At 62.4% G+C, this 19405-nt stretch carries 18 protein-coding genes; 12 read left to right on the forward strand and 6 right to left on the reverse strand.

What is annotated here, in order from left to right; genetic code table 11:
* Positions 1-49: 49 nt before the first annotated feature.
* Positions 50-400 (forward strand): hypothetical protein, encoded by a 351-nt coding sequence (locus tag ACZ9EJ_RS03550; RefSeq protein ID WP_046603647.1) that lies wholly within the window; start codon positions 50-52, stop codon positions 398-400.
* A gap of 122 nt (positions 401-522) precedes the next feature.
* Here ACZ9EJ_RS03550 and ACZ9EJ_RS03555 read toward each other — a convergent pair whose 3' ends face one another.
* Positions 523-801: a GNAT family N-acetyltransferase gene (locus ACZ9EJ_RS03555; RefSeq protein ID WP_046632258.1), complete on the reverse strand. Its 279-nt coding sequence runs from the start codon at positions 799-801 to the stop codon at positions 523-525.
* Positions 802-907: 106 nt separating this feature from the next.
* On the opposite strand from ACZ9EJ_RS03555, the gene ACZ9EJ_RS03560 reads away from it, so the two are divergent.
* Positions 908-1360: a paraquat-inducible protein A gene (locus tag ACZ9EJ_RS03560; protein WP_046640830.1), complete on the forward strand. Its 453-nt coding sequence runs from the start codon at positions 908-910 to the stop codon at positions 1358-1360.
* Positions 1361-1451: 91 nt separating this feature from the next.
* Here ACZ9EJ_RS03560 and sciP read toward each other — a convergent pair whose 3' ends face one another.
* The 3 genes from sciP to ACZ9EJ_RS03575 all read right to left on the reverse strand — a co-directional run bounded on the left by sciP (position 1452) and on the right by ACZ9EJ_RS03575 (position 3805).
* A complete protein-coding gene (gene sciP / locus ACZ9EJ_RS03565) occupies positions 1452-1727 on the reverse strand; it encodes a CtrA inhibitor SciP (protein ID WP_007769470.1) in 276 nt (91 codons plus the stop codon).
* A gap of 195 nt (positions 1728-1922) precedes the next feature.
* Complete coding sequence (locus ACZ9EJ_RS03570; protein ID WP_046640829.1) at positions 1923-2645, reverse strand: sugar transferase; 723 nt, start codon at positions 2643-2645, stop codon at positions 1923-1925.
* Positions 2646-2773: 128 nt separating this feature from the next.
* Entirely contained in the window at positions 2774-3805 is a 1032-nt protein-coding gene (locus tag ACZ9EJ_RS03575) for a DUF2793 domain-containing protein (protein WP_046640828.1), read from the reverse strand.
* A 237-nt stretch (positions 3806-4042) separates the two neighbouring features.
* Here ACZ9EJ_RS03575 and ACZ9EJ_RS03580 point away from each other — a divergent pair, with 237 nt between their 5' ends.
* The 10 genes from ACZ9EJ_RS03580 to ACZ9EJ_RS03625 all read left to right on the forward strand — a co-directional run bounded on the left by ACZ9EJ_RS03580 (position 4043) and on the right by ACZ9EJ_RS03625 (position 14941).
* On the forward strand, positions 4043-5293 hold the full coding sequence (locus tag ACZ9EJ_RS03580) for a sarcosine oxidase subunit beta family protein (protein WP_046640827.1): 1251 nt from the start codon (positions 4043-4045) through the stop codon (positions 5291-5293).
* A 12-nt stretch (positions 5294-5305) separates the two neighbouring features.
* Positions 5306-5587, forward strand: coding sequence for a sarcosine oxidase subunit delta (locus ACZ9EJ_RS03585; RefSeq protein ID WP_046640826.1), 282 nt, complete (start codon positions 5306-5308; stop codon positions 5585-5587).
* The gene (locus ACZ9EJ_RS03590) at positions 5584-8541 is read left to right on the forward strand and encodes a sarcosine oxidase subunit alpha family protein (RefSeq protein WP_046640825.1); all 2958 of its coding nucleotides are present in this window, start codon (positions 5584-5586) and stop codon (positions 8539-8541) included. The genes ACZ9EJ_RS03585 and ACZ9EJ_RS03590 overlap by 4 nt, the downstream gene beginning before the upstream one ends.
* Before the next feature lie 10 nt (positions 8542-8551).
* Positions 8552-9100 (forward strand): sarcosine oxidase subunit gamma, encoded by a 549-nt coding sequence (locus tag ACZ9EJ_RS03595; RefSeq protein WP_046640824.1) that lies wholly within the window; start codon positions 8552-8554, stop codon positions 9098-9100.
* Positions 9101-9397: 297 nt separating this feature from the next.
* A complete protein-coding gene (locus tag ACZ9EJ_RS03600; RefSeq protein ID WP_046632274.1) occupies positions 9398-10300 on the forward strand; it encodes a branched-chain amino acid ABC transporter permease in 903 nt (300 codons plus the stop codon).
* Between the two features lies 1 nt (position 10301).
* Positions 10302-11690, forward strand: coding sequence for a high-affinity branched-chain amino acid ABC transporter permease LivM (gene livM, locus ACZ9EJ_RS03605; RefSeq protein ID WP_046632276.1), 1389 nt, complete (start codon positions 10302-10304; stop codon positions 11688-11690).
* Positions 11690-12556, forward strand: a complete 867-nt coding sequence (locus tag ACZ9EJ_RS03610) for an ABC transporter ATP-binding protein (protein ID WP_046640823.1) — start codon at positions 11690-11692, stop codon at positions 12554-12556. Before livM ends, ACZ9EJ_RS03610 begins: the two co-directional genes overlap by 1 nt.
* A complete protein-coding gene (locus ACZ9EJ_RS03615; protein WP_046632280.1) occupies positions 12556-13284 on the forward strand; it encodes an ABC transporter ATP-binding protein in 729 nt (242 codons plus the stop codon). The genes ACZ9EJ_RS03610 and ACZ9EJ_RS03615 overlap by 1 nt, the downstream gene beginning before the upstream one ends.
* Positions 13285-13323: 39 nt before the next feature.
* Positions 13324-13677, forward strand: coding sequence for a DUF6867 family protein (locus tag ACZ9EJ_RS03620; RefSeq protein WP_046632282.1), 354 nt, complete (start codon positions 13324-13326; stop codon positions 13675-13677).
* 139 nt (positions 13678-13816) lie between these two features.
* Complete coding sequence (locus ACZ9EJ_RS03625; protein ID WP_046632284.1) at positions 13817-14941, forward strand: branched-chain amino acid ABC transporter substrate-binding protein; 1125 nt, start codon at positions 13817-13819, stop codon at positions 14939-14941.
* A gap of 138 nt (positions 14942-15079) precedes the next feature.
* Here the strand turns inward: ACZ9EJ_RS03625 and ACZ9EJ_RS03630 are convergent, their stop codons facing one another.
* Together ACZ9EJ_RS03630 and ACZ9EJ_RS03635 are read right to left on the reverse strand one after the other, a co-directional pair.
* Positions 15080-16003, reverse strand: a complete 924-nt coding sequence (locus ACZ9EJ_RS03630; RefSeq protein ID WP_046640822.1) for a response regulator transcription factor — start codon at positions 16001-16003, stop codon at positions 15080-15082.
* Positions 15996-19382, reverse strand: a complete 3387-nt coding sequence (locus ACZ9EJ_RS03635) for a hybrid sensor histidine kinase/response regulator (protein ID WP_046640821.1) — start codon at positions 19380-19382, stop codon at positions 15996-15998. Before ACZ9EJ_RS03635 ends, ACZ9EJ_RS03630 begins: the two co-directional genes overlap by 8 nt.
* Between the last annotated feature and the right edge of the window lie 23 nt (positions 19383-19405).

Consider the following 19405-nt stretch of genomic DNA (forward strand, 5'->3'; position numbering starts at 1 on the left):
CCAATCCGGATACACGGGCCTGGGTCTCGCTATCCACGGAGTATTGCGTATGAAGTCGCGTGACAGCATGGTTCGCCTGAAAAGCTTTCAGGTCACCGAAAAGCGCCGTCAACTGCAGCAATTGCAGATGATGATGGCCGAATTCGAGAGAATGTCTAAAGAACTCGAGCATCAGATCACTCTGGAAGAGAAGAAATCCGGCATTACCGACCGGAATCACTTCGCTTATCCGACCTTTGCAAAGGCAGCCCGCCAGCGTGCGGACAATCTTCAGGTCTCGATTCGCGAGCTGAAGGTCCAGGAGGAAAGTGCCGAACTGGCGCTTGAGGAAGCGGAAGCGGAATTCGCCAAGGCTTCGGCGCTCGAAGAGCGCGATGGCGGAATGCGCGCCCGGGCTTAACAAAGTCGGGCGGCATCATCGACGGAAATGCCATAATCTGGGGCGGTGCCGCGGCGCCGGGCCCCCATTTCCGTATTTTTCGGCTCTCGTTAGCGTTTTTGATTCGGGCTCGGCATCCCGTGTTAACGAAGAATGTCCTGCCAGTCGGGGTGGCGTTCCGCTTGCGCCTTGAAGAACGGGCAGAGCGGTATGATCTTCCAGCCACCCTTGCGGGCTTCCTCGACCGCATGCAACGCCAGGGCCTGGCCGACACCCTTGCCGCGGAGTTCGCCGGGAACGCCGGTATGATCGACGATCACAAGTTGTGGCGATGCGCGCGAATAGGTCATTTCGGCAAGGTGACCTTCCACTTCGGCCAGATAACGGCCGCCCGATCGCGATTCTTCGTGGGTGATATTCATGATGACCCCGCTTTTGTGCTTCCGCCGATGATGTAATACGGGAAGGGCCGAAGGGAAATAGGCGCGCGGCCGACCCAAGGGTGACACATCGTCAACGGAGAGAGCGATGAACTGGCTACGGCCGCTTCTTCTCGTGCTGGCTGCAATCTTCCTAGCGCTCGGGCTTTTCCTGCCGATCATCCGATTCGAGCGGCTGTATTTCTTCAGCGAAACACCGTCTCTGCTGGAGCTTGTCGCGGTGCTGTTCCGGGAGGGAGATCTGGCGCTATCGCTGGTGGTCGGCCTGTTTTCGATCGTCTTTCCGATCGTCAAGCTCGCCGGGCTGGCGATGCAGTTCTCCGGACGGGCGGCGGAGGCAGGATTCTTCCGCCGCGCGATGCCGCATCTTTCGAAGTGGTCGATGATGGACGTGATGCTGGTGGCAATCGTGGTGTTTGCGGCAAAGAGCAGTGGCCTGGCTGTTGCGGTCTCGCAGCCGGGCCTCTGGTTCTACGCCGCCTCGGCCATCATCGCCGGGCTGCTGCCGTCGCTGTCCCGGATCGGATCCGGGCAGCATTGAGCCGTCTTTCAGAAACCGAAAGGTGCCGTTGCGTTCGTTGCAGCGGCACCTTTTGGTTTCCGGTGCGGGTTTGACGCCCGCGATTTCGGCGTCAGTGGCGATATTGCTGGATACGTGTGGTGCGCAGGCCGGCCAGGCCATGGTCGTTGATGGAGGATTGCCAGGACAGGAATTCCTCGACGGTAAGCGTGTAACGCTCGCAGGCTTCTTCCAAGCTCAACAGGCCGCCGCGAACCGCGGCTACCACCTCTGCCTTGCGCCGGATGACCCAGCGGCGCGTATTGGCCGGCGGCAGATCGGCGATCGTCAGGGGGCTGCCATCGGGGCCGATGACATATTTCACTCGGGGACGTATCAATTCGGTCATTGGACTCTCTACACAACGCAAGACCACGTCGGTGAGCCTATCTGCCCAGTTTTAATATTTGACTAAACAGGCAGCAGCATTTGTTCCGACTGTGGCAACAATCGCGCCGCGTGTCCTAAGGCAAGACGAAAAGGGGCCGATTGTCCGGGAAAAGAAGGCGTTTCGGCGATTGGGCGGTCGCTTGAATGTGGCGGGTCAGAAGCCTTTGCCGCCCCGAAATTCGGCAAGCAGCGTGCCGAGCATGATACGCAGATCGAGGAAAACGGAAAAATTGTCGATGTAGTGCAGGTCGCATGCGATACGGGCGCGCGCCTTGCCGGGACGGTCCGTCGGGCCGCGAAGACCGCGCATCTGTGCAAGACCAGTCATGCCCGGCCGCATCGAATGGCGGCGATGATAGTCCGGAACCAGGTCCTCGTAAGGAATGCCGGCCGCCAGCATGTCGATCGCGTGACAACGCGGCCCAACCAAAGACATGTCGCCTTTCAGGACATTCAGGAGTTGCGGCAGTTCATCGACATTGGCCTTGCGGATGAGGGCGCCGACGCGGGTGATGCGCGGATCGTCTCTGATCGTCTGGGTTATCCCACGGGCATCTCCGAGATTGGTGCGCATCGAACGGAACTTGTAGACCCGGAACCTGCGGCCATCCTTGCCCCAGCGCATCTGGGTGAAGAGCGCCGGCCCGTCGCTGTCGATGCGGATCGCCAGCGCGACGAGCAACATCAGGGGGAGGAGCAGGATCAGTGCGGAGAGCGAGGCGCCGATGTCGATCGCCCGCTTTGCCGCGAGCTGCGCCCGAAGGCTGCCGCCGGATTGACGGGGTAAAACCGAATGCCTGATGAGGATTGGCGGCTCGATGTGGCGCCAGCCCATCGATCCGTCGGTGGCGTCGTCATGCAGATCAGGAACACTCAAAACCAGCCACCCCACCCTACGCCCGAAGCCCTGAGGGCGGCGGTCGCTCTTAATAGAATACCTCCAGTCCGGAGTCATCAGCCAAGTTAACCGTCTATTAAGGATGAATAGAATTTTAGCGATTGCTGTTATTGCAGCATCGCCAAAGATAATTCCGTTTTTCCGGCGCCCAGTTCCAGTTGTGCCGTTCCTGCATGCCCGAGCGTCACGTAATCTCCCGCGGAAAAGGAAAAAATTCCCGTTGCGGACTGCATTTGTGCTCCACCGGCGGCGCCATTCATCAGAATAAGTGTCTGCGTTGCATTGAGCATCAGGCTGGTCGCATGGCCGGACGACGAGAGCACCGCGAGATTGAGGGCGACGAGATAAACGCCATCGGCCGGCACCACGACACGGTTGCCGCCGCCACCGACCGCGCCGCCCAGCGAAACGCCGCCGCGATCGAGGGCGAGCGTGGTGAAGCCGCTCTGCTGGCCGGCGGTCGGGGTGAAACTCGTGCCGGTGCGGTAAGCGCGGGCAGCCGGCTGGTTGGGTTGCGAGACACGGCCGCTGGGCGAGATCGACAGCCCGGTCTTCCATGTGGTCCCGTCGCTGACCTTGACGGAGAACTCGGTGTTGCCGGCCAGGCCCATTTCCGCATGACCCGTCCAGTTCGACTGGAAGAGCAGCGAGGCCGTGTCGGTCGACGCGGCCTTGTTGACCTTGATCTGGTGGCCGTTGCCGGCGTGGTTGAACAGGCTTGCCGGCGAGGCGAGCGTGAGCCGGTTGGTGCTGTCGGGCGTCGCATTGATGCCGAGTTCGTCGACGCGGCCGATGGCGGGCAGGGGGATCTCCTGCCAGAGCGTGCCGGAGAACACCTTGAGCTTCTCGGGAGCGGCGAACCAGGCCCGCCAGCCGACGCGTGGGGCCAGGAATGCCCAATAGCCGTCCTGCCAGGAGGCGACACGTCCCGTCTTGCCGGCCCAGGCGCCGGTCGCTCCGGTCGCCACCAGGTAGCAGGCGCCTTCCTCGGATGCGCCGGGCGGGTCCGCGAGTTCCGCGATGATCGTCAGATGCACCAGCGCATCGAGCCGCAGCAGCGCCTCGTTGTGGGTCACGTGTTTCTGCGCCTGCGAAGGCAGGATGAAGGGCATGTTCAGATTTGCGGTCGTATCGGCCATGGCTGTCTCCGTTCGGTCGCCCCAAGTCTAAGGCCGGTGGCGGAGACGGGGAGGCGGAAGCGGCCAAGCCTTTGAAAAGCCTGGAGCGGCCCTTGAGAAACATGCTCGTTTCGACGCGCCGTGCCTTTGGCGCAACGCCTGGGCGTTTCGTCGCATGCGGGCTTTTCGATGTCCTGATTGCGCTTGTCCTTTGTCTCGCATATGCGAATGTGAGCGCGGCGAGAGACAGGGAAGAGCATGCGTTATTCGGCCTATTCGATCTTCAAGGAAGCGCTGTCCGGCAACCGGATGTGGAAGCCGGCCTGGCGCGAACCGCAGCCGAAACCTCATTACGACGTGATCATCGTCGGCGGCGGCGGGCACGGGCTGGCGACTGCCTATTACCTCGCCAAGGAGTTCGGCATCACCAATGTCGCGGTGCTCGAAAAGGGCTATCTGGGATCGGGCAATGTGGGACGCAACACGACGATCATCCGCTCCAACTACCTGCTCGAAGGCAACAACCCGTTCTACGAATTTTCGCTGAAGCTCTGGGAAGGGCTGGAGCGGGATTTCAACTACAACGCCATGGTCTCGCAGCGCGGCATGCTCAATCTCTTTCATTCCGACGGCCAGCGGGACGCCTATGCCCGCAAGGGCAACGGCATGCGCCTGCATGGCGTCGATGCCGAACTGCTCGACCGCGAGCAGGTGCGCCGGAAAGCGCCCTATCTCAATTTCGACCACGCCCGGTTCCCGATCATGGGTGCGCTCTACCAGAAGCGCGCCGGCACGGTGCGGCACGATGCGGTCGCCTGGGGTTACGGCCGCGGGGCGGACGCCCGGGGCGTCGATCTGATCCAGCATTGCGAGGTGACCGGCATCCGCCGCGAGAACGGTCTCGTCGTCGGGGTCGAGACGACCAAGGGCTTCATCGGCTGCAGCAAGCTGGCGCTCGCCGCTGCCGGCAATACGACCACCGTCGGGCGGATGGCCGATCTTGAACTGCCGATCGAGACGCATGTGCTGCAGGCCTTCGTTTCGGAAGGACTGAAGCCGGTGGTCGACCATGTGATCACCTATGGCGCCGGTCATTTCTACATATCGCAGTCGGACAAGGGCGGATTGGTGTTCGGCGCCGAGATCGACTTCTATTCCTCCTATGCGCAGCGCGGCAATCTGGCGACCGTCGAGCACACGATGGAGGAGGGGGTGTCGCTGATCCCCGGCCTGTCGCGCGCCAAGGTCTTGAGAAGCTGGGGCGGTGTCATGGACATGTCGATGGACGGATCGCCGATCATCGACCGCACGCCGATCGACAATCTCTATCTGAACTGCGGCTGGTGTTACGGCGGCTTCAAGGCGACGCCGGCCTCCGGTTTCTGTTTCGCCCACCTGATCGCCAAAAACGAGACGCATCACGTCACCCGCTTCATGCGGCTCGACCGGTTCGAGCGCGGCTACACGATCGACGAAGCGGGCCGCGGCCCCCAGCCGAACCTCCACTGAGCAAGATCCCCCATGGCAAGCCTGATCACCTGTCCGCATTGCGGCACCAGACCCAAGGAAGAGTTTTCGATCCGCGGCGCAGCCGCGCCGAAGCGTCCTTCGCCGACCGCCAAGGACGAGGCCTGGCACGTTTATGTCTATGTACGGGACAATCCCAAAGGACGATATCAGGAGTATTGGCATCACGTCGCAGGCTGCCGCCGTTTTCTGGTGGTCGAGCGGGACAACTTCACCCACGAGGTATTCGGCGTGACCGATGCCGCCGAATTAGAGCGCGCGGGAGCTGACGAATGACCTCCTATCGTCTTGGGTCCGGCGGCGCGATCAATCGCGGCCAGTCGCTCACTTTCACCTTCGACGGCCGTAGCTACAAGGGTTTCGACGGCGATACGCTCGCCTCGGCGCTGCTTGCCAACGATCAGATGCTGATGGCCCGCAGCTTCAAGTACCACCGTCCGCGCGGCGTGGTGACGGCAGGTTCCGCCGAACCCAATGCGCTGATGACGATCGGGTCCGGCGCGCGGGCCGAGCCGAACGCCCGAGCCACCGTGGTGGAGCTCTACAATGGCCTCACTGCTGCCAGCCAGAACCGCTGGCCGTCGCTGAAGCATGATTTCGGCGCGGTGAACGATCTCTTCTCGCCGTTTCTCGGCGCCGGTTTCTACTACAAGACCTTCATGTGGCCGGGCGTGCTGTGGGAAAAACTCTACGAGCCGCTGATCCGCCATGCCGCGGGGCTCGGCAAGGCCACGATGCAGGCCGATCCCGACCGTTACGAAAAGTCCTGGGCGCATTGCGACCTGCTGGTGATCGGCGCGGGGCCGAGCGGCCTGATGGCGGCGCTTACTGCCGGCCGGGCCGGGGTTCGGGTCATTCTGGCCGACGAGGGGTTCAGGTTCGGCGGTTCGCTGCTGTCGGAAAGCGCTGCGGTCGGCGGCCAGCCGGCGGCGGAATTCGCCGCTGAGGTCGTCGAGGAACTGGCGTCGCTGCCGAACGTGACGCTGATGCCGCGCACGACCGTGTTCGGCTGGTATGACGACATGGTGTTCGGTGCGGTCGAGCGGGTGCAGAAACATGTGGCCTCGCCATCGCCGGACCTGCCGATGGAGCGGCTGTGGCGCATCGTTGCCAAACGCGCGATCCTCGCCACCGGGGCGGAGGAACGACCTCTCGTCTTTGGCGGCAATGACAAGCCGGGAGTGATGATGGCAGGGGCTGCGCGCACCTATCTCAACCGCTACGGCGTCGCTGTCGGCGGCAAGGTCGCGATCTTCACCAATGGCGGCTCCGGGTACCGCACGGCCGCCGATCTCCTTGCGCATGGCCTCGACGTCACCGCGATCATCGACGCGCGGCCTCACTCGGCCGATCCGGTGCCGGAGAGTGTTCGCGTCATCCGCAACGGCTCGGTCATCGCCACCAAGGGGCGCTATCGCATCGAGGGGCTGATCGCCGAGCGTTCCGGCTTCGAGGAAGTGATCGGCTGCGATGCGCTGGCGATGTCCGGCGGCTGGTCTCCGATCGTGCATCTGATGTGCCAGCGCGGCGCCAAACCCTTTTGGTCCGACGAGAAGCAGGCATTTTTGGCGCCCGACGTGGGTGGCGCTTTCGTGGCTGCCGGTGCGGCTGCCGGCCATGCGTCGCTTGGGGATTGCCTTAAGGATGGTTCGGCCAAGGCGCATGCGGCGCTCGATGCACTGGGCAGGCTGGTCGGCACGCTCGAAACGCCCGAGGTCGAGGGCGAATACGATCCGTCCTTCGCGCCGCTCTGGTACGTGCCGGGCGCCCGGGACAAGGCCTTCGTCGATTTCCAGAACGACGTGCATGTCGGCGATCTCGGCCTCGCCCAGCGGGAAGGTTTCCGCCATATCGAGCACACCAAGCGTTATACGACCGCCGGCATGGCGACCGACCAGGGCAAGCTCGGCAATGTCAACACGGCCGGTATCGTCGCCGGGATGCGTGGCGTGTCGCCGGCCGAGATCGGCACCACGACATTCCGGCCGTTCTACACGCCGGTCTCCTTCGGCGCTCTCGCCGGCACGGCTCGGGCCGAACATGCAGCTCCGGTGCGCACCTCGCCACTGCATGGCTGGGCAAGGAAGAACGGCGCGACCTTCGTGGAATCCGGCCTCTGGTACCGTTCCGCCTGGTTCCCGAAGGATGGCGAAAAGACCTGGCGGGAAAGCGTCGATCGCGAGGTCCTGAACGTTCGCGCCAATGCCGGGCTCTGCGATGTCTCCACCCTCGGCAAGATCGAAATCTTCGGTCGAGGTGCGGCGGAATTCCTCGACCGGATCTATTCGAACAGTTTTCTGAAACTGCCGGTCGGAAGGGCGCGTTACGGGCTGATGCTGCGCGAGGATGGCATCGTCTTCGACGACGGCACTGCGAGCCGGCTTTCCGAAAACCACTATGTGATGACCACGACGACGGGCTATGCCGTTGAAGTTCTCACTCATCTCGAATTTTCGGCCCAGACCTTCTGGCCGGAACTCGACGTGCGCTTCGTCTCCTCGACGGATCAGTGGGCGCAGATGTCGCTTGCCGGACCGAAGGCGCGAATCATCATGAGCCGCGTCGTGCAGGACGATATTTCCGATGCGGCCTTCCCCTTCCTCGCCGCCAGGGAGGTGGTGCTGCGCGGCGGGCTGAAGGCGCGGCTCTTCCGCATCTCCTTCTCCGGCGAACTCGCCTACGAACTCGCGGTTCCGGCCGGTTACGGCGAGGCGGTCGCCGATGCGATCATGGATGCGGGCCGCGAGGAGGGCATCTGCGCCTATGGCGTCGAGGCCTTGAACGTGCTGCGCCTCGAGAAGGGGCATGTCACCCACAGCGAGCTCGACGGCCGCACCACCGCGGACGATGTCGGGCTTGGCCGAATGATGGCGATGCAGAAGCCGGATTTCATCGGCAAGCGGCTCTCGATGCGATTCGGGCTGACAGCCGCCGACCGTCTGCAACTCGTCGGATTGAAGCCGGTCGAGGCCGACAAGGAGATCAAGGCCGGTGCGCATCTGCTCAAAGACGGCGCAAAACCGTCGACGGCGAACGACCAGGGTTTCGTCTCCTCGGCCTGCTTTTCGCCGACGCTCGGGCATTTCATCGGGCTCGCCATGCTGAAATCCGGGCGCGAGCGGATCGGCGAACGGGTCATGGTCTGGGATGGGTTGCGCGGCTCGGAAGTGCTCAGCGAAGTCTGCTCGCCGGTGTTCGTCGATCCCGAAAACAGCAAACTGCATCTCTGAGGGCTGCGTGATGTCGATCAATCTTCTCCACCGGCATGCCCTCGAGGATCATATCTCCGGTTTCGAGACGGATCCCAATCCGAACCACCTCTGCGTCATCCGCCGGCCGGTGATCTTCTCGGTTCTCGCCCACGCGGGCCAGGAGACAGCCGTCGCCGAGGCCTTGTGGAATGCCGAGGATGTGGCGCCGCGCTTCTGCAGCCCGTCCGAATGGTTCGCCGTATCGCGGACGCTCGGAGCCGGGACGGTCGCCGGCACGCTGTCCGAAATCGCCGGAGCGTCCGTCGTCGACCAGAGCGACGGCCGCGTGCTCATGGAAATCTCCGGTCCGAGCGTGCGAACGATTCTGGCCAAATGCGTGGCGATCGACCTGCATCCGGAGGTCTTCGAGGAGGGCCATTCAGCCTCGATGCTGTGCTGCCACGCGGAGGCGAATGTCGCCCGCACCGGAGCCGACACGTTCGAGATCATCGTGCCGCGCTCGCTTGCCGGCTCGGTCTTCGAACTGCTGATGGAAATGGGCCGGGAGCATGCGCTGACCCGCGGCTTCGCTGGCTGAACGCGGAACCTGCGGGGCGACGGGTCGATCTGGATTTGACGTTAACCGCGGGACGATCTTTAATTTCGAAAACCCAGCAGCTTGGCTAATTTTTCGACAGAAGTTGCCGGTTTTTTGGAATTTCTGATCTTTGTGTTGCCACGCTGTTGAGAAATGCCGCGATTTTGTCGATCTCGCGCCTTTTTGTCTTCACATTCCTTGCGAAAACGTTATGGAATGCGCCAAAGAACGTAAGATCCCGCAAGGGGCAAATAAACGAGATGCGGCCCTTCCGGGATCGCATCCAGGGGAAAATATATGGAGTATTTTATCCAGCAGCTCATCAACGGGCTGACTCTTGGATCCATCTATGGCCTTGTGGCAATCGGCTATACGATGGTTTACGGCATCATCGGCATGATCAACTTCGCCCATGGCGATATTTTCATGCTCGGCGGTTTTGCCGCTCTCGTCGTCTTCCTGATCGCAACCTCCTTCTTCGCCGGCATTCCGGTGGCGTTGCTTCTGCTGCTGATGTTGCTCGTCGGCATGCTGATGACGGGGTTGTGGAACTGGACTATCGAGCGGGTCGCCTACCGGCCGTTGCGCGGTTCGTTCCGGCTTGCGCCGCTGATCACCGCGATCGGCATGTCGATCGTGCTGTCCAACTTCATCCAGGTGACGCAGGGACCGCGCAACAAGCCGATCCCGCCGATGGTGACCGACGTCTTCCATATCGGTGGCATCACCGTATCGCTGAAGCAGGTGCTCATCGTCATCATCACGGCGGTGCTGCTGTTCGCCTTCTGGTACATCGTCAACAAGACGCCGCTCGGACGCGCCCAGCGGGCGACCGAACAGGACCGCAAGATGGCGGCGCTGCTCGGCGTCGACGTCGACCGGACGATCTCGATCACCTTCATCATGGGTGCGGCACTCGCGGCCGTCGCCGGTGCGATGTACCTGATGTATTACGGCGTCGCCTCGTTCAACGACGGCTTCATCCCGGGCGTCAAGGCGTTCACGGCGGCGGTTCTCGGCGGCATCGGTTCGCTGCCGGGCGCGGTTCTCGGCGGGCTGCTGATCGGCCTCATCGAGTCGCTGTGGTCGGCCTATTTCTCCATCGCCTACAAGGACGTCGCCACGTTCGCGATCCTCGCTTTCGTGCTGATCTTCAAGCCGACCGGCATTCTCGGCCGGCCGGAAGTGGAGAAGGTGTAACATGACAGCTGCAACCGAAACCGGTCATCCGAACGTACTTGCCAAGGCGGTACGGGAAGGGATTTTCGCCGGCGTCATCTCCTTCTTCATGTTCCTGCTGTTCGTCGGGGTCGAGACCTATCAGGACATCAACAACGCGCTCGTCTGGCGCACCCGCTGGGGTCTTCTGGCGATCTTCGTGCTGGTTGCGGCGGTCAGCCGCTTCCTCACCGTCGCGTTCATCAAACCGCATATCGACCGTCGCAAGCTCGCCAAGGCAAAAAGCGGCGTTCTGGAAGTTTCCGAGCAGAAGAACTTCTTCCACCGGCATTTCCTGAAGATCGCGCTGATCTTCCTGCTGGTCTATCCCTTCCTGTCGCTGCTCATCGTCGGCAAGCAGGGTTCGCTGAAATATGTCGACAATTTCGGCATCCAGATCCTCATCTACGTGATGCTCGCCTGGGGCCTGAACATCGTTGTCGGCCTCGCCGGATTGCTCGACCTAGGTTATGTCGCCTTCTATGCGGTCGGCGCCTATTCCTACGCGCTGCTGTCCTCCTATTTCGGCTTTTCCTTCTGGCTGCTGCTGCCGATGTCGGGCATTCTCGCGGCGCTCTGGGGCATCATCCTCGGCTTCCCGGTTCTGAGGCTCAGGGGCGACTATCTCGCCATCGTGACGCTCGCCTTCGGGGAAATCATCCGCCTGGTGCTGATCAACTGGACCGAGGTGACCAAGGGAACATTCGGGATATCGGGTATCGCCAAGGCCTCGTTCTTCGGTATCTGGTCCTTCGATACCGGCAGCGCGAACAGTTTCGTCAAGGCCTGGGGCCTGTCGGCTTCCTCGGTCTATTACAAGATTTTCCTGTTCTACATCATCCTGGCGCTCTGCATGCTCACCGCCTACGTCACCATCCGGCTTCGGCGCATGCCGATCGGTCGGGCCTGGGAAGCGCTGCGCGAGGACGAGATCGCCTGCCGTTCGCTCGGCATCAACACCGTTACCACCAAGCTGACCGCCTTTGCGACCGGCGCGATGTTCGGCGGTTTCGCGGGCTCCTTCTTCGCCGCGCGCCAGGGTTTCGTGTCGCCGGAGAGTTTCGTCTTTCTGGAATCGGCCGTGATCCTGGCAATCGTCGTCCTCGGCGGCATGGGCTCGCTGACCGGCATCGCGATCGCCGCGGTGGTGATGGTGGGCGGTACCGAGGTGCTGCGCGAAATGTCCTTCCTCAAGGCCGTATTCGGGCCTGACTTCACGCCTGAACTCTACCGCATGCTGCTCTTCGGCTTGGCGATGATCATCGTCATGCTGTTCAAGCCGCGCGGCTTCGTCGGATCGCGAGAACCGACGGCCTTCCTCAAGGAACGCAGGGCGGTCTCCGGAAGCTTTACCAAGGAGGGCCACGGCTGATGGCTCTCGGAACGACGACAATGACGAACGATACGATCCTCAAGGTCGAACACCTGTCGATGAAGTTCGGCGGCCTGATGGCCATCAACGATCTCTCGCTGGAGGTACGGCGCGGCGAGATCACCGCGCTGATCGGGCCGAACGGCGCTGGCAAGACCACGGTGTTCAACTGCATCACCGGCTTCTACAAGCCGACCATGGGCATGCTCACCCTGCAGCGCAGGGACGGCAAGGAATTCCTGCTGGAACGGCTGCGCGATTTCGAAATCCCGAAGCTCGCCGGCGTCGCCCGCACCTTTCAGAACATCCGCCTGTTCTCGGGCCTGACCGTTCTCGAAAATCTGCTGGTCGCGCAGCATAATGCGCTGATGAAGGCGTCGGGCTACACGATCCTCGGGCTTCTCGGTCTGCCGGCCTATAACAAGGCCGTCGATGCCTCGATCGAGAAGGCGAAATACTGGCTCGACAAGGCAGATCTGACGGATCGTGCCGACGACCCTGCCGGCGACCTCCCCTACGGTGCCCAGCGGCGCCTGGAAATCGCCCGCGCGATGTGCACCAACCCGGAACTGCTGTGCCTCGACGAACCGGCTGCCGGCCTCAACCCGCGTGAATCTGCGGCGCTCAACGCGCTGTTGCATCTGATCCGCGACGAGGGCGCTTCGATCCTGCTGATCGAGCACGACATGTCGGTGGTCATGGAGATTTCCGACCATGTCGTGGTGCTGGAATACGGCCAGAAGATATCCGACGGCTCGCCGGACCATGTGAAGAACGACCCACGAGTGATCGCCGCGTATCTCGGCGTCGAGGATGACGAGGTGGAAGAGGTGATTGCGGTAGAACTCGAGGGAGGCAATCACTGATGGCGGCCGAATCCCTCCTGAAAGTCGAGTCTGTCGAGACCTACTACGGCAATATCCGTGCGCTCGCAGGCGTCGATATCGAAGTCAACAAGGGTGAGATCGTCAGCCTGATCGGCGCCAACGGCGCCGGAAAGTCGACCCTGATGATGACCATCTGCGGCAGCCCGCAGGCCCGAACCGGCTCGATCATCTTCGACGGCGAGGACATCACCAAGCTGCCGACGCACCTGATTGCGCGGCGCCGCATCGCGCAGTCTCCCGAAGGCCGGCGCATCTTTCCGCGCATGACCGTCTACGAAAACCTGCAGATGGGCGCCGGTCTCGACAACCTCAAATATTTCAGCGAGGACGTCGAGAAGATCTTCACGCTCTTCCCGCGCCTCAAGGAACGCCAGAGCCAGCGCGGCGGCACGCTTTCGGGCGGCGAGCAGCAGATGCTGTCGATCGGGCGCGCGCTGATGGCGCGGCCGAAGCTGCTCCTGCTGGACGAGCCCTCGCTGGGCTTGGCGCCGCTGATCGTCAAGGGCATTTTCGAGGCGATCAAGAAGCTGAACCAGGAAGAGGGGTTGACCGTCTTCCTCGTCGAGCAGAACGCGTTCGCGGCACTGAAACTCTCCGACCGTGGCTATGTGATGGTCAACGGCAAGGTGACGATGAGCGGTTCCGGAAAAGAGCTTCTCGCCAATCCGGAAGTGCGCGCCGCCTACCTTGAAGGTGGACGGCATTGATCGCTAAGGTTGTGTTAATGGCAGCCGGAGGAATTTAGGATGCAGGGACTGTTTTTCGAAAGCGACAGCGGCGTGCGGTACCTCTTGCGTTTCCTCGTGCTGATCATCGGTTTCTGGACTGCCTGGCGCTCGGGCAGGGCCGCCGCCGAGGGCTGGAACGGCTATCCGACGGTGGTCGTCTATACGCTTCTGCTCGGCGTCGCGATGCGTTTTCTGCACTTCGCGCTGTTCCAGGGGCCGTTCATCAGCCCGTTCTACTACATCCTCGACGTGGCCATCCTGCTCGTCTTTTCGAGCGCCGGATTCCGCATTCGCCGGACGCGCCAGATGGTGCAGAATTACTATTGGCTCTACGAGCCGACTTCCGCTTTCTCCTTCAAGAAGAAAGATTGACAGCCGAACTTTTCTGCCCTCAGATTAGCTCGGGTTGAAACCATAAGTAACCTAGAGTGGAACATTTCCGGCGCAGTGATGGTGGGTATTGCGCCCGGTTTCGAAAAATCAGCTCACCTAAAAAATTGGGAGTAACTCGATGAAGAAGTCTCTTCTTTCCGCGGTTGCGCTGACGGCCATGGTCGCCTTCAGCGGTAGCGCATGGGCCGACATCGTTATTGGCGTCGGCGGTCCGCTCACGGGTCCGAACGCCGCCTTCGGTGCACAGCTCCAGAAGGGTGCCGAACAGGCTGCAGCCGATATCAATGCCGCTGGCGGCATCAACGGCGAAAAGATCAAAATCGTCCTCGGCGACGACGTGTCGGACCCCAAGCAGGGCATCTCGGTTGCCAACAAGTTTGCTTCCGACGGCGTCAAGTACGTGGTCGGCCACTTCAACTCGGGCGTTTCCATCCCGGCTTCCAAGGAAGTCTATGCCGAAAACGGCATGCTGGAAATCACCCCGGCTGCGACCAACCCGGTCTTCACCGAGCGTGGCCTGTGGAACGTGTTCCGTACCTGCGGTCGTGACGACCAGCAGGGCGGCGTTGCCGGCGCCTACCTCGCCGACAAGTTCAAGACTGCCAAGATCGCCATCATCGACGACAAGACGCCTTACGGCCAGGGCCTTGCCGAAGAAACCAAGAAGGCTATGAACGCCAAGGGCCTCAAGGAAGTCATCCGCGAAGGCGTCAACGTCGGCGACAAGGACTTCTCGGCGCTCATCTCCAAGATGAAGGAAGCCGGCGTCACGATCATCTACTGGGGCGGTCTCCACACCGAAGCCGGCCTGATCATCCGCCAGGCCAAGGACCAGGGCCTCAAGGCGACCCTCGTTTCGGGTGACGGCATCGTCTCCAACGAACTTGCCTCGATCGCCGGCGACGCCGTCGCAGGCACGCTCAACACCTTCGGCCCGGACCCGACGCTGCGTCCGGAAAACAAGGATCTGGTTGCCAAGTTCAAGGCCGCCGGCTTCAACCCGGAAGCCTACACGCTGTATTCCTACGCAGCCGTGCAGGTCATCGCTGCCGGCATCAAGGCAACCGGCAAGGCTGACGACGCAGAAGCCGTTGCCAAGACGCTGCACGAAAAGGGTCCGTTCAAGACCGTTCTCGGCGACATGGCCTTCGACGCCAAGGGCGACCCGAAGCTTCCCGGCTACATCATGTACGAGTGGAAGAAGGGCCCGGACGGCAAGTACAGCTACTTCCCGCAGGGCTGAGCCGTTATCGGCCAAGCCGCGTTTTAAAAGGGAGCCCGGTCAAAAGCCGGGCTTCTTTGCGTTTGGAAAGCTCTTCTCCTCCCATCGGGGAGAAGAAGAGCGAGCTGAAGCGCTCTGGCCCTACTATGGAGGGTGAGCTCACATTTCGTGCAGCACATGCGCGGCCTTGACCGCTGCCGAGGCGCGGTTCTCGACGCCGAGCTTCACATAGATCTGTTCCAGATGCTTGTTCACCGTGCGCGCGGACAGTCCGAGGATATCGCCGATGTCGCGGTTCGATTTGCCCTTGGCGATCCACAGCAGCACTTCGGATTCGCGCTGGGTCAGCGGGAAATGCTGGCGCAGCACCTCGTCGTCCGGGCGTTTGTTGGCGGCTGTCAGGCGGAAGAGATGTTCGTCGGCGCCGATCGCGCCAAGGAACGAGAACTGCAGGCTTGCCTGGCCGTTCTGGAAGAGGGCGAAGGCGGCGTCGCGGGCAAAGCCGGGCTTGTCGCGCTCGGCCATCCAGGCGGAAATCCGGCGGGAGACGATGTCGAGCCCGTCGTCGCTGTTGGTCGCCGCATTGATCAGCCGTGTCGCCTGCGGTGTCGACCAGTGGATGGCGCCACTCGCCTTGACGGCCAGCAGGTGGCGGCCGGCGGCATCGAGCGCTACGCGGGCGCTCTGGGCCGAACGGGCATTGGAGAGGTGCACGCGGATGCGGGCGCGCAGTTCGTCGATATTGATCGGCTTGGTGAGGTAGTCGACGCCGCCGGAATCGAGCGCGTTGACCACATGTTCGGTCTCGGTGAGGCCGGTCATGAAGATGACCGGCACCTGCGTCACGCCGCCATTGGTCTTGAGCTTCCGGCAGGTCTCGAACCCGTCCATGCCGGGCATCACCGCGTCGAGCAGGATGAGGTCGGGCGTGATCCGTTCGACGATATTGAGCGCCGAGTGGCCGGTCGTGGCGATCAGCACGGAGAAGCCGGATTTTTCGAGCGCCTCGGTGAGGAAGCCCAGCGTTTCTGGGCTGTCGTCCACCAGAAGGACGATGTCGCGCGGCAGAGCAGTTTCAGCCATCACTCGTCCTTTCTGCCTCAAGGCGGCTCAGGAATTTCATATAGCCGGCAAGATCGAAGGCCTGCACGTAGGTGCCGAGTTCTTCCGCGAAGGGGCGGTGTTCCTCCTCCCGGGCGAGATCGGCAAGTTTTGCTTCGATACCGCGCACGTAGCCGATTTCGCCGAGCCGCAAAAGGTCCTGGACATGGTTCGTCCCCGGACTTCTGATCGGTTTCTTCGGGCCGACCACGGCGGGAAGCAAGGTTTCGTTCTCATAGACCCAGACGAGGCCGAGATGGGCGGCGAGCTTGTCGGCGAGGCTGCGGATGTCCACCGGCTTGGCGATCGCGTCACTATGGCCTTCGTCGCCGGAATGCACCGCAATCCCGTCGCCGATATTGGCTGAAAGCATGACGATCGGCGCCACCTGGCCGTTCTCGCGCAGCTTGGCCACGAGCTGCCAGCCGCTCATGCCGGGCATGGAAATGTCGACCAGGAAGAGGTCCGGCTTGACGCCCTCGATCAGCGTCAGGCAGTCCGGGCCGCTGTTTGCCGTCAGCACGACAAAATCCATCGGCGAGAGCACTTCGCGCATCAGGTCGCGGTGGTCCTCGTTGTCGTCGACGACGACGATGGTGCGGCGCGGGCCGGTATAGGAAACGATCTTCTTTTCGGCAGCCGGCGCCGTGTTCGGCCGCTCGATGGCGGACAGCATCAGCCGCACCTTGAAGATCGAACCTTCGCCCTTGGTGCTGGCGACCGCGATCTCGCCGCCGAGCGTGTTGGTCAGCAGCTGGGTGATGGTGAGGCCGAGGCCGAGGCCGGGCATCGGTCTGATGCTCTCCGCTTCGCCGCGCTGGAAGGGTTCGTAGATGCGGCCGAGATCCTTTTCGGCAATGCCCCGGCCGGTATCGGAAATGGTGAAGGTCGCGACCTGGCTGCGATAGGCGACATCGAATTTCACCGTGCCCTCGTCGGTGAACTTGATCGCATTGGAGAGCAGGTTGACGAGGATCTGGCGCAGCCGTTTCTCGTCGGTACGAACATATTGCGGCAGGGAGCGAGCGCGTTCGTGCTCGAAGGTCAGGCCCTTGGCCTGCGCCTGCAGGCCGAACATCTCGACGATCTGGTCGAGGAAATCCTGGATGTTGATCTCGTTGGAATAGACCTGCAGCCGGCCGGCCTCGATCTTGGAAATGTCGAGCAGCCCGTCGATCAGGCCCGAGAGATGGTCGGCGGAGCGTTTGATCACCTTGATCGCCGACTGGCGCGGTGCAGGGATGGTCTCGTCGCGCTCGAGGATCTGGGCGTAGCCGAGCACGGCGTTGAGCGGCGTGCGCAGTTCGTGGGAGAGGCCGACGACATAACGGCTCTTGGCGCGGTTGGCGGCCTCGGCGGTTTCCTTGGCATCCTGAAGGGCGGCGTCGGTTTTCTTGTGGGCGGCGATTTCCTTCAAGAGCAGGGTGTTCTGGCGGGAGGATTCCTCTTCCGCCACCACCCGGCTGTCATGGGCGAGCACATAGAACCACGAGACGATGCCGGCGATGATGGCGAACACGAAAAAGACGATCAGCACCGTGCCATAGATCACCTCGGCATTGACCGGCGTCGCCTGGCTGACCTGATAGGCGATCATGCCGAGGATCGCCCCGATTGCCGAGATCGACAGCACCGCCGTCGTCGCATAACGGCCGAGACGCGTCGTCAGGCGGGTGATGACGCTCTCCGGCAGGAAGGAGCGGGCGACGGCGCCGACTTGCGTGTTCAGCCGCGCATGCGGCTTGCACATGTCGTGGCAGCGGCTGTCGAGCGAGCAGCAGAGCGAGCAGATCGGCGCGGCATAGGCCGGGCACCAGGCCATGTCCTCGTGCTCGAACGGGTGCTCGCAGATCGAGCAGGTGATCGAGCCGACGCTTTTCCAGCTCTGGCGCGGTTTGCGGGCGAGATAGAACTTGCCCTTGGTGGCAAAGGCGAGCGCCGGAGAGATCAGGAAGGCGATCAGCGTCACATAGGTGGCGAGCGAGGCCATCAGAGGGCCGAACAGGCCGAAATGAGCGGCGAGCGCCACCGCTGCCGAGCCGAACATCGAGCCCAAGCCCACCGGGTTGATATCGTAGAGATGGGCGCGCTTGAACTCGATGCCCTCGGGCGACAGGCCGAGCGGCTTGTTGATCATCAGATCGGCCGAGATGGTGCAGAGCCAGGCCATGGCGATGATCGAGAAGATGCCGAGCGTCGCCTCGAGCAGCCGGTAGATGCCGAGCTCCATCAGCAGCAGCGCGATCACCACGTTGAAGACCAGCCAGACGACGCGGCCGGGATGGCTGTGGGTGAGGCGCGAGAAGAAGTTCGACCAGGCGAGTGAGCCCGCATAGGCATTCATCACGTTGATCTTCAGCTGCGAGACGACCACGAAGGCCGCCATCAGCAGCAGGGCGGCCGTATCGTTCGGGATCATGTAGCCGAAGGCCGCGAAATACATATGCGCCGGGTCGGCCGCCTCGCGGATCGGCACGGCGGTCGAGAGCGTGAGCACCGCCAGGAAAGAACCCGCCAGAAGCTTCGGCACGCCGACCACCACCCAGCCGGGACCGGCGAGGAAGACTGCGAACCGGTGCCGCCATTTCTGCAGGCCCTCCGGGGGCAGGAAGCGCAGGAAGTCGACCTGTTCGCCGATCTGCGGCATCAGCGCCAGGATGACGGCCGACGCCGCGCCGAACTCGACGAGGTTGAAGGGCGCCGGGCCGCCGACCTGGGCGTTCGAATGGCCGATGCCGGCGAAGGCACGCCAGAGATCGAACTTCTCCCAGTCCATGAAGGCGATGAACACGAAGGGCAGGATGTTCAGGATGATCCAGAACGGCTGGGTGAGGAGCTGGAAGCGGGAGATCAGTTGCACGCCGTAGATGACCAGTGGGATCACCACCACGGCGCTGATGATATAGCCGATCCAGGGCGGAATGCCGAAGGCGAGGTCCAGTGCGCCGGTCATGATCGAGGCTTCGATCGCAAACAGCATGAAGGTGAAGCTCGCATAGATCAGCGAGGTGATGGTCGAGCCTATGTAACCGAAGCTCGCGCCGCGGGTGAGCAGGTCGATATCGACGCCGTGGCGGATCGCATAGCGGCTGATCGGCCAGCCGATCACCAGCATGGCGATGGCGGCGGCGACGATCGCGAAAAAGGCGTTGGTGGTGCCGTAGGAGAGCGTGATCGTGCCGCCGATCGCCTCCAGCGCGAGGAAGGAGATTGCGCCGATGGCGGTCTGGGAAATGCGGCTGGACGAAAACCGGCGGGCGCTCTTGGCGGTAAAACGGAGCGCGTAGTCTTCCAGCGTCTGGTTGGCGACCCAACGATTGTATTCACGCCGGACGGGAATGATGCGTTGCCGCGCTGCCATGCCTAATTTCTAGCACCCTTTGA

Source organism: Neorhizobium sp. USDA 3394 (genome assembly GCF_056280385.1).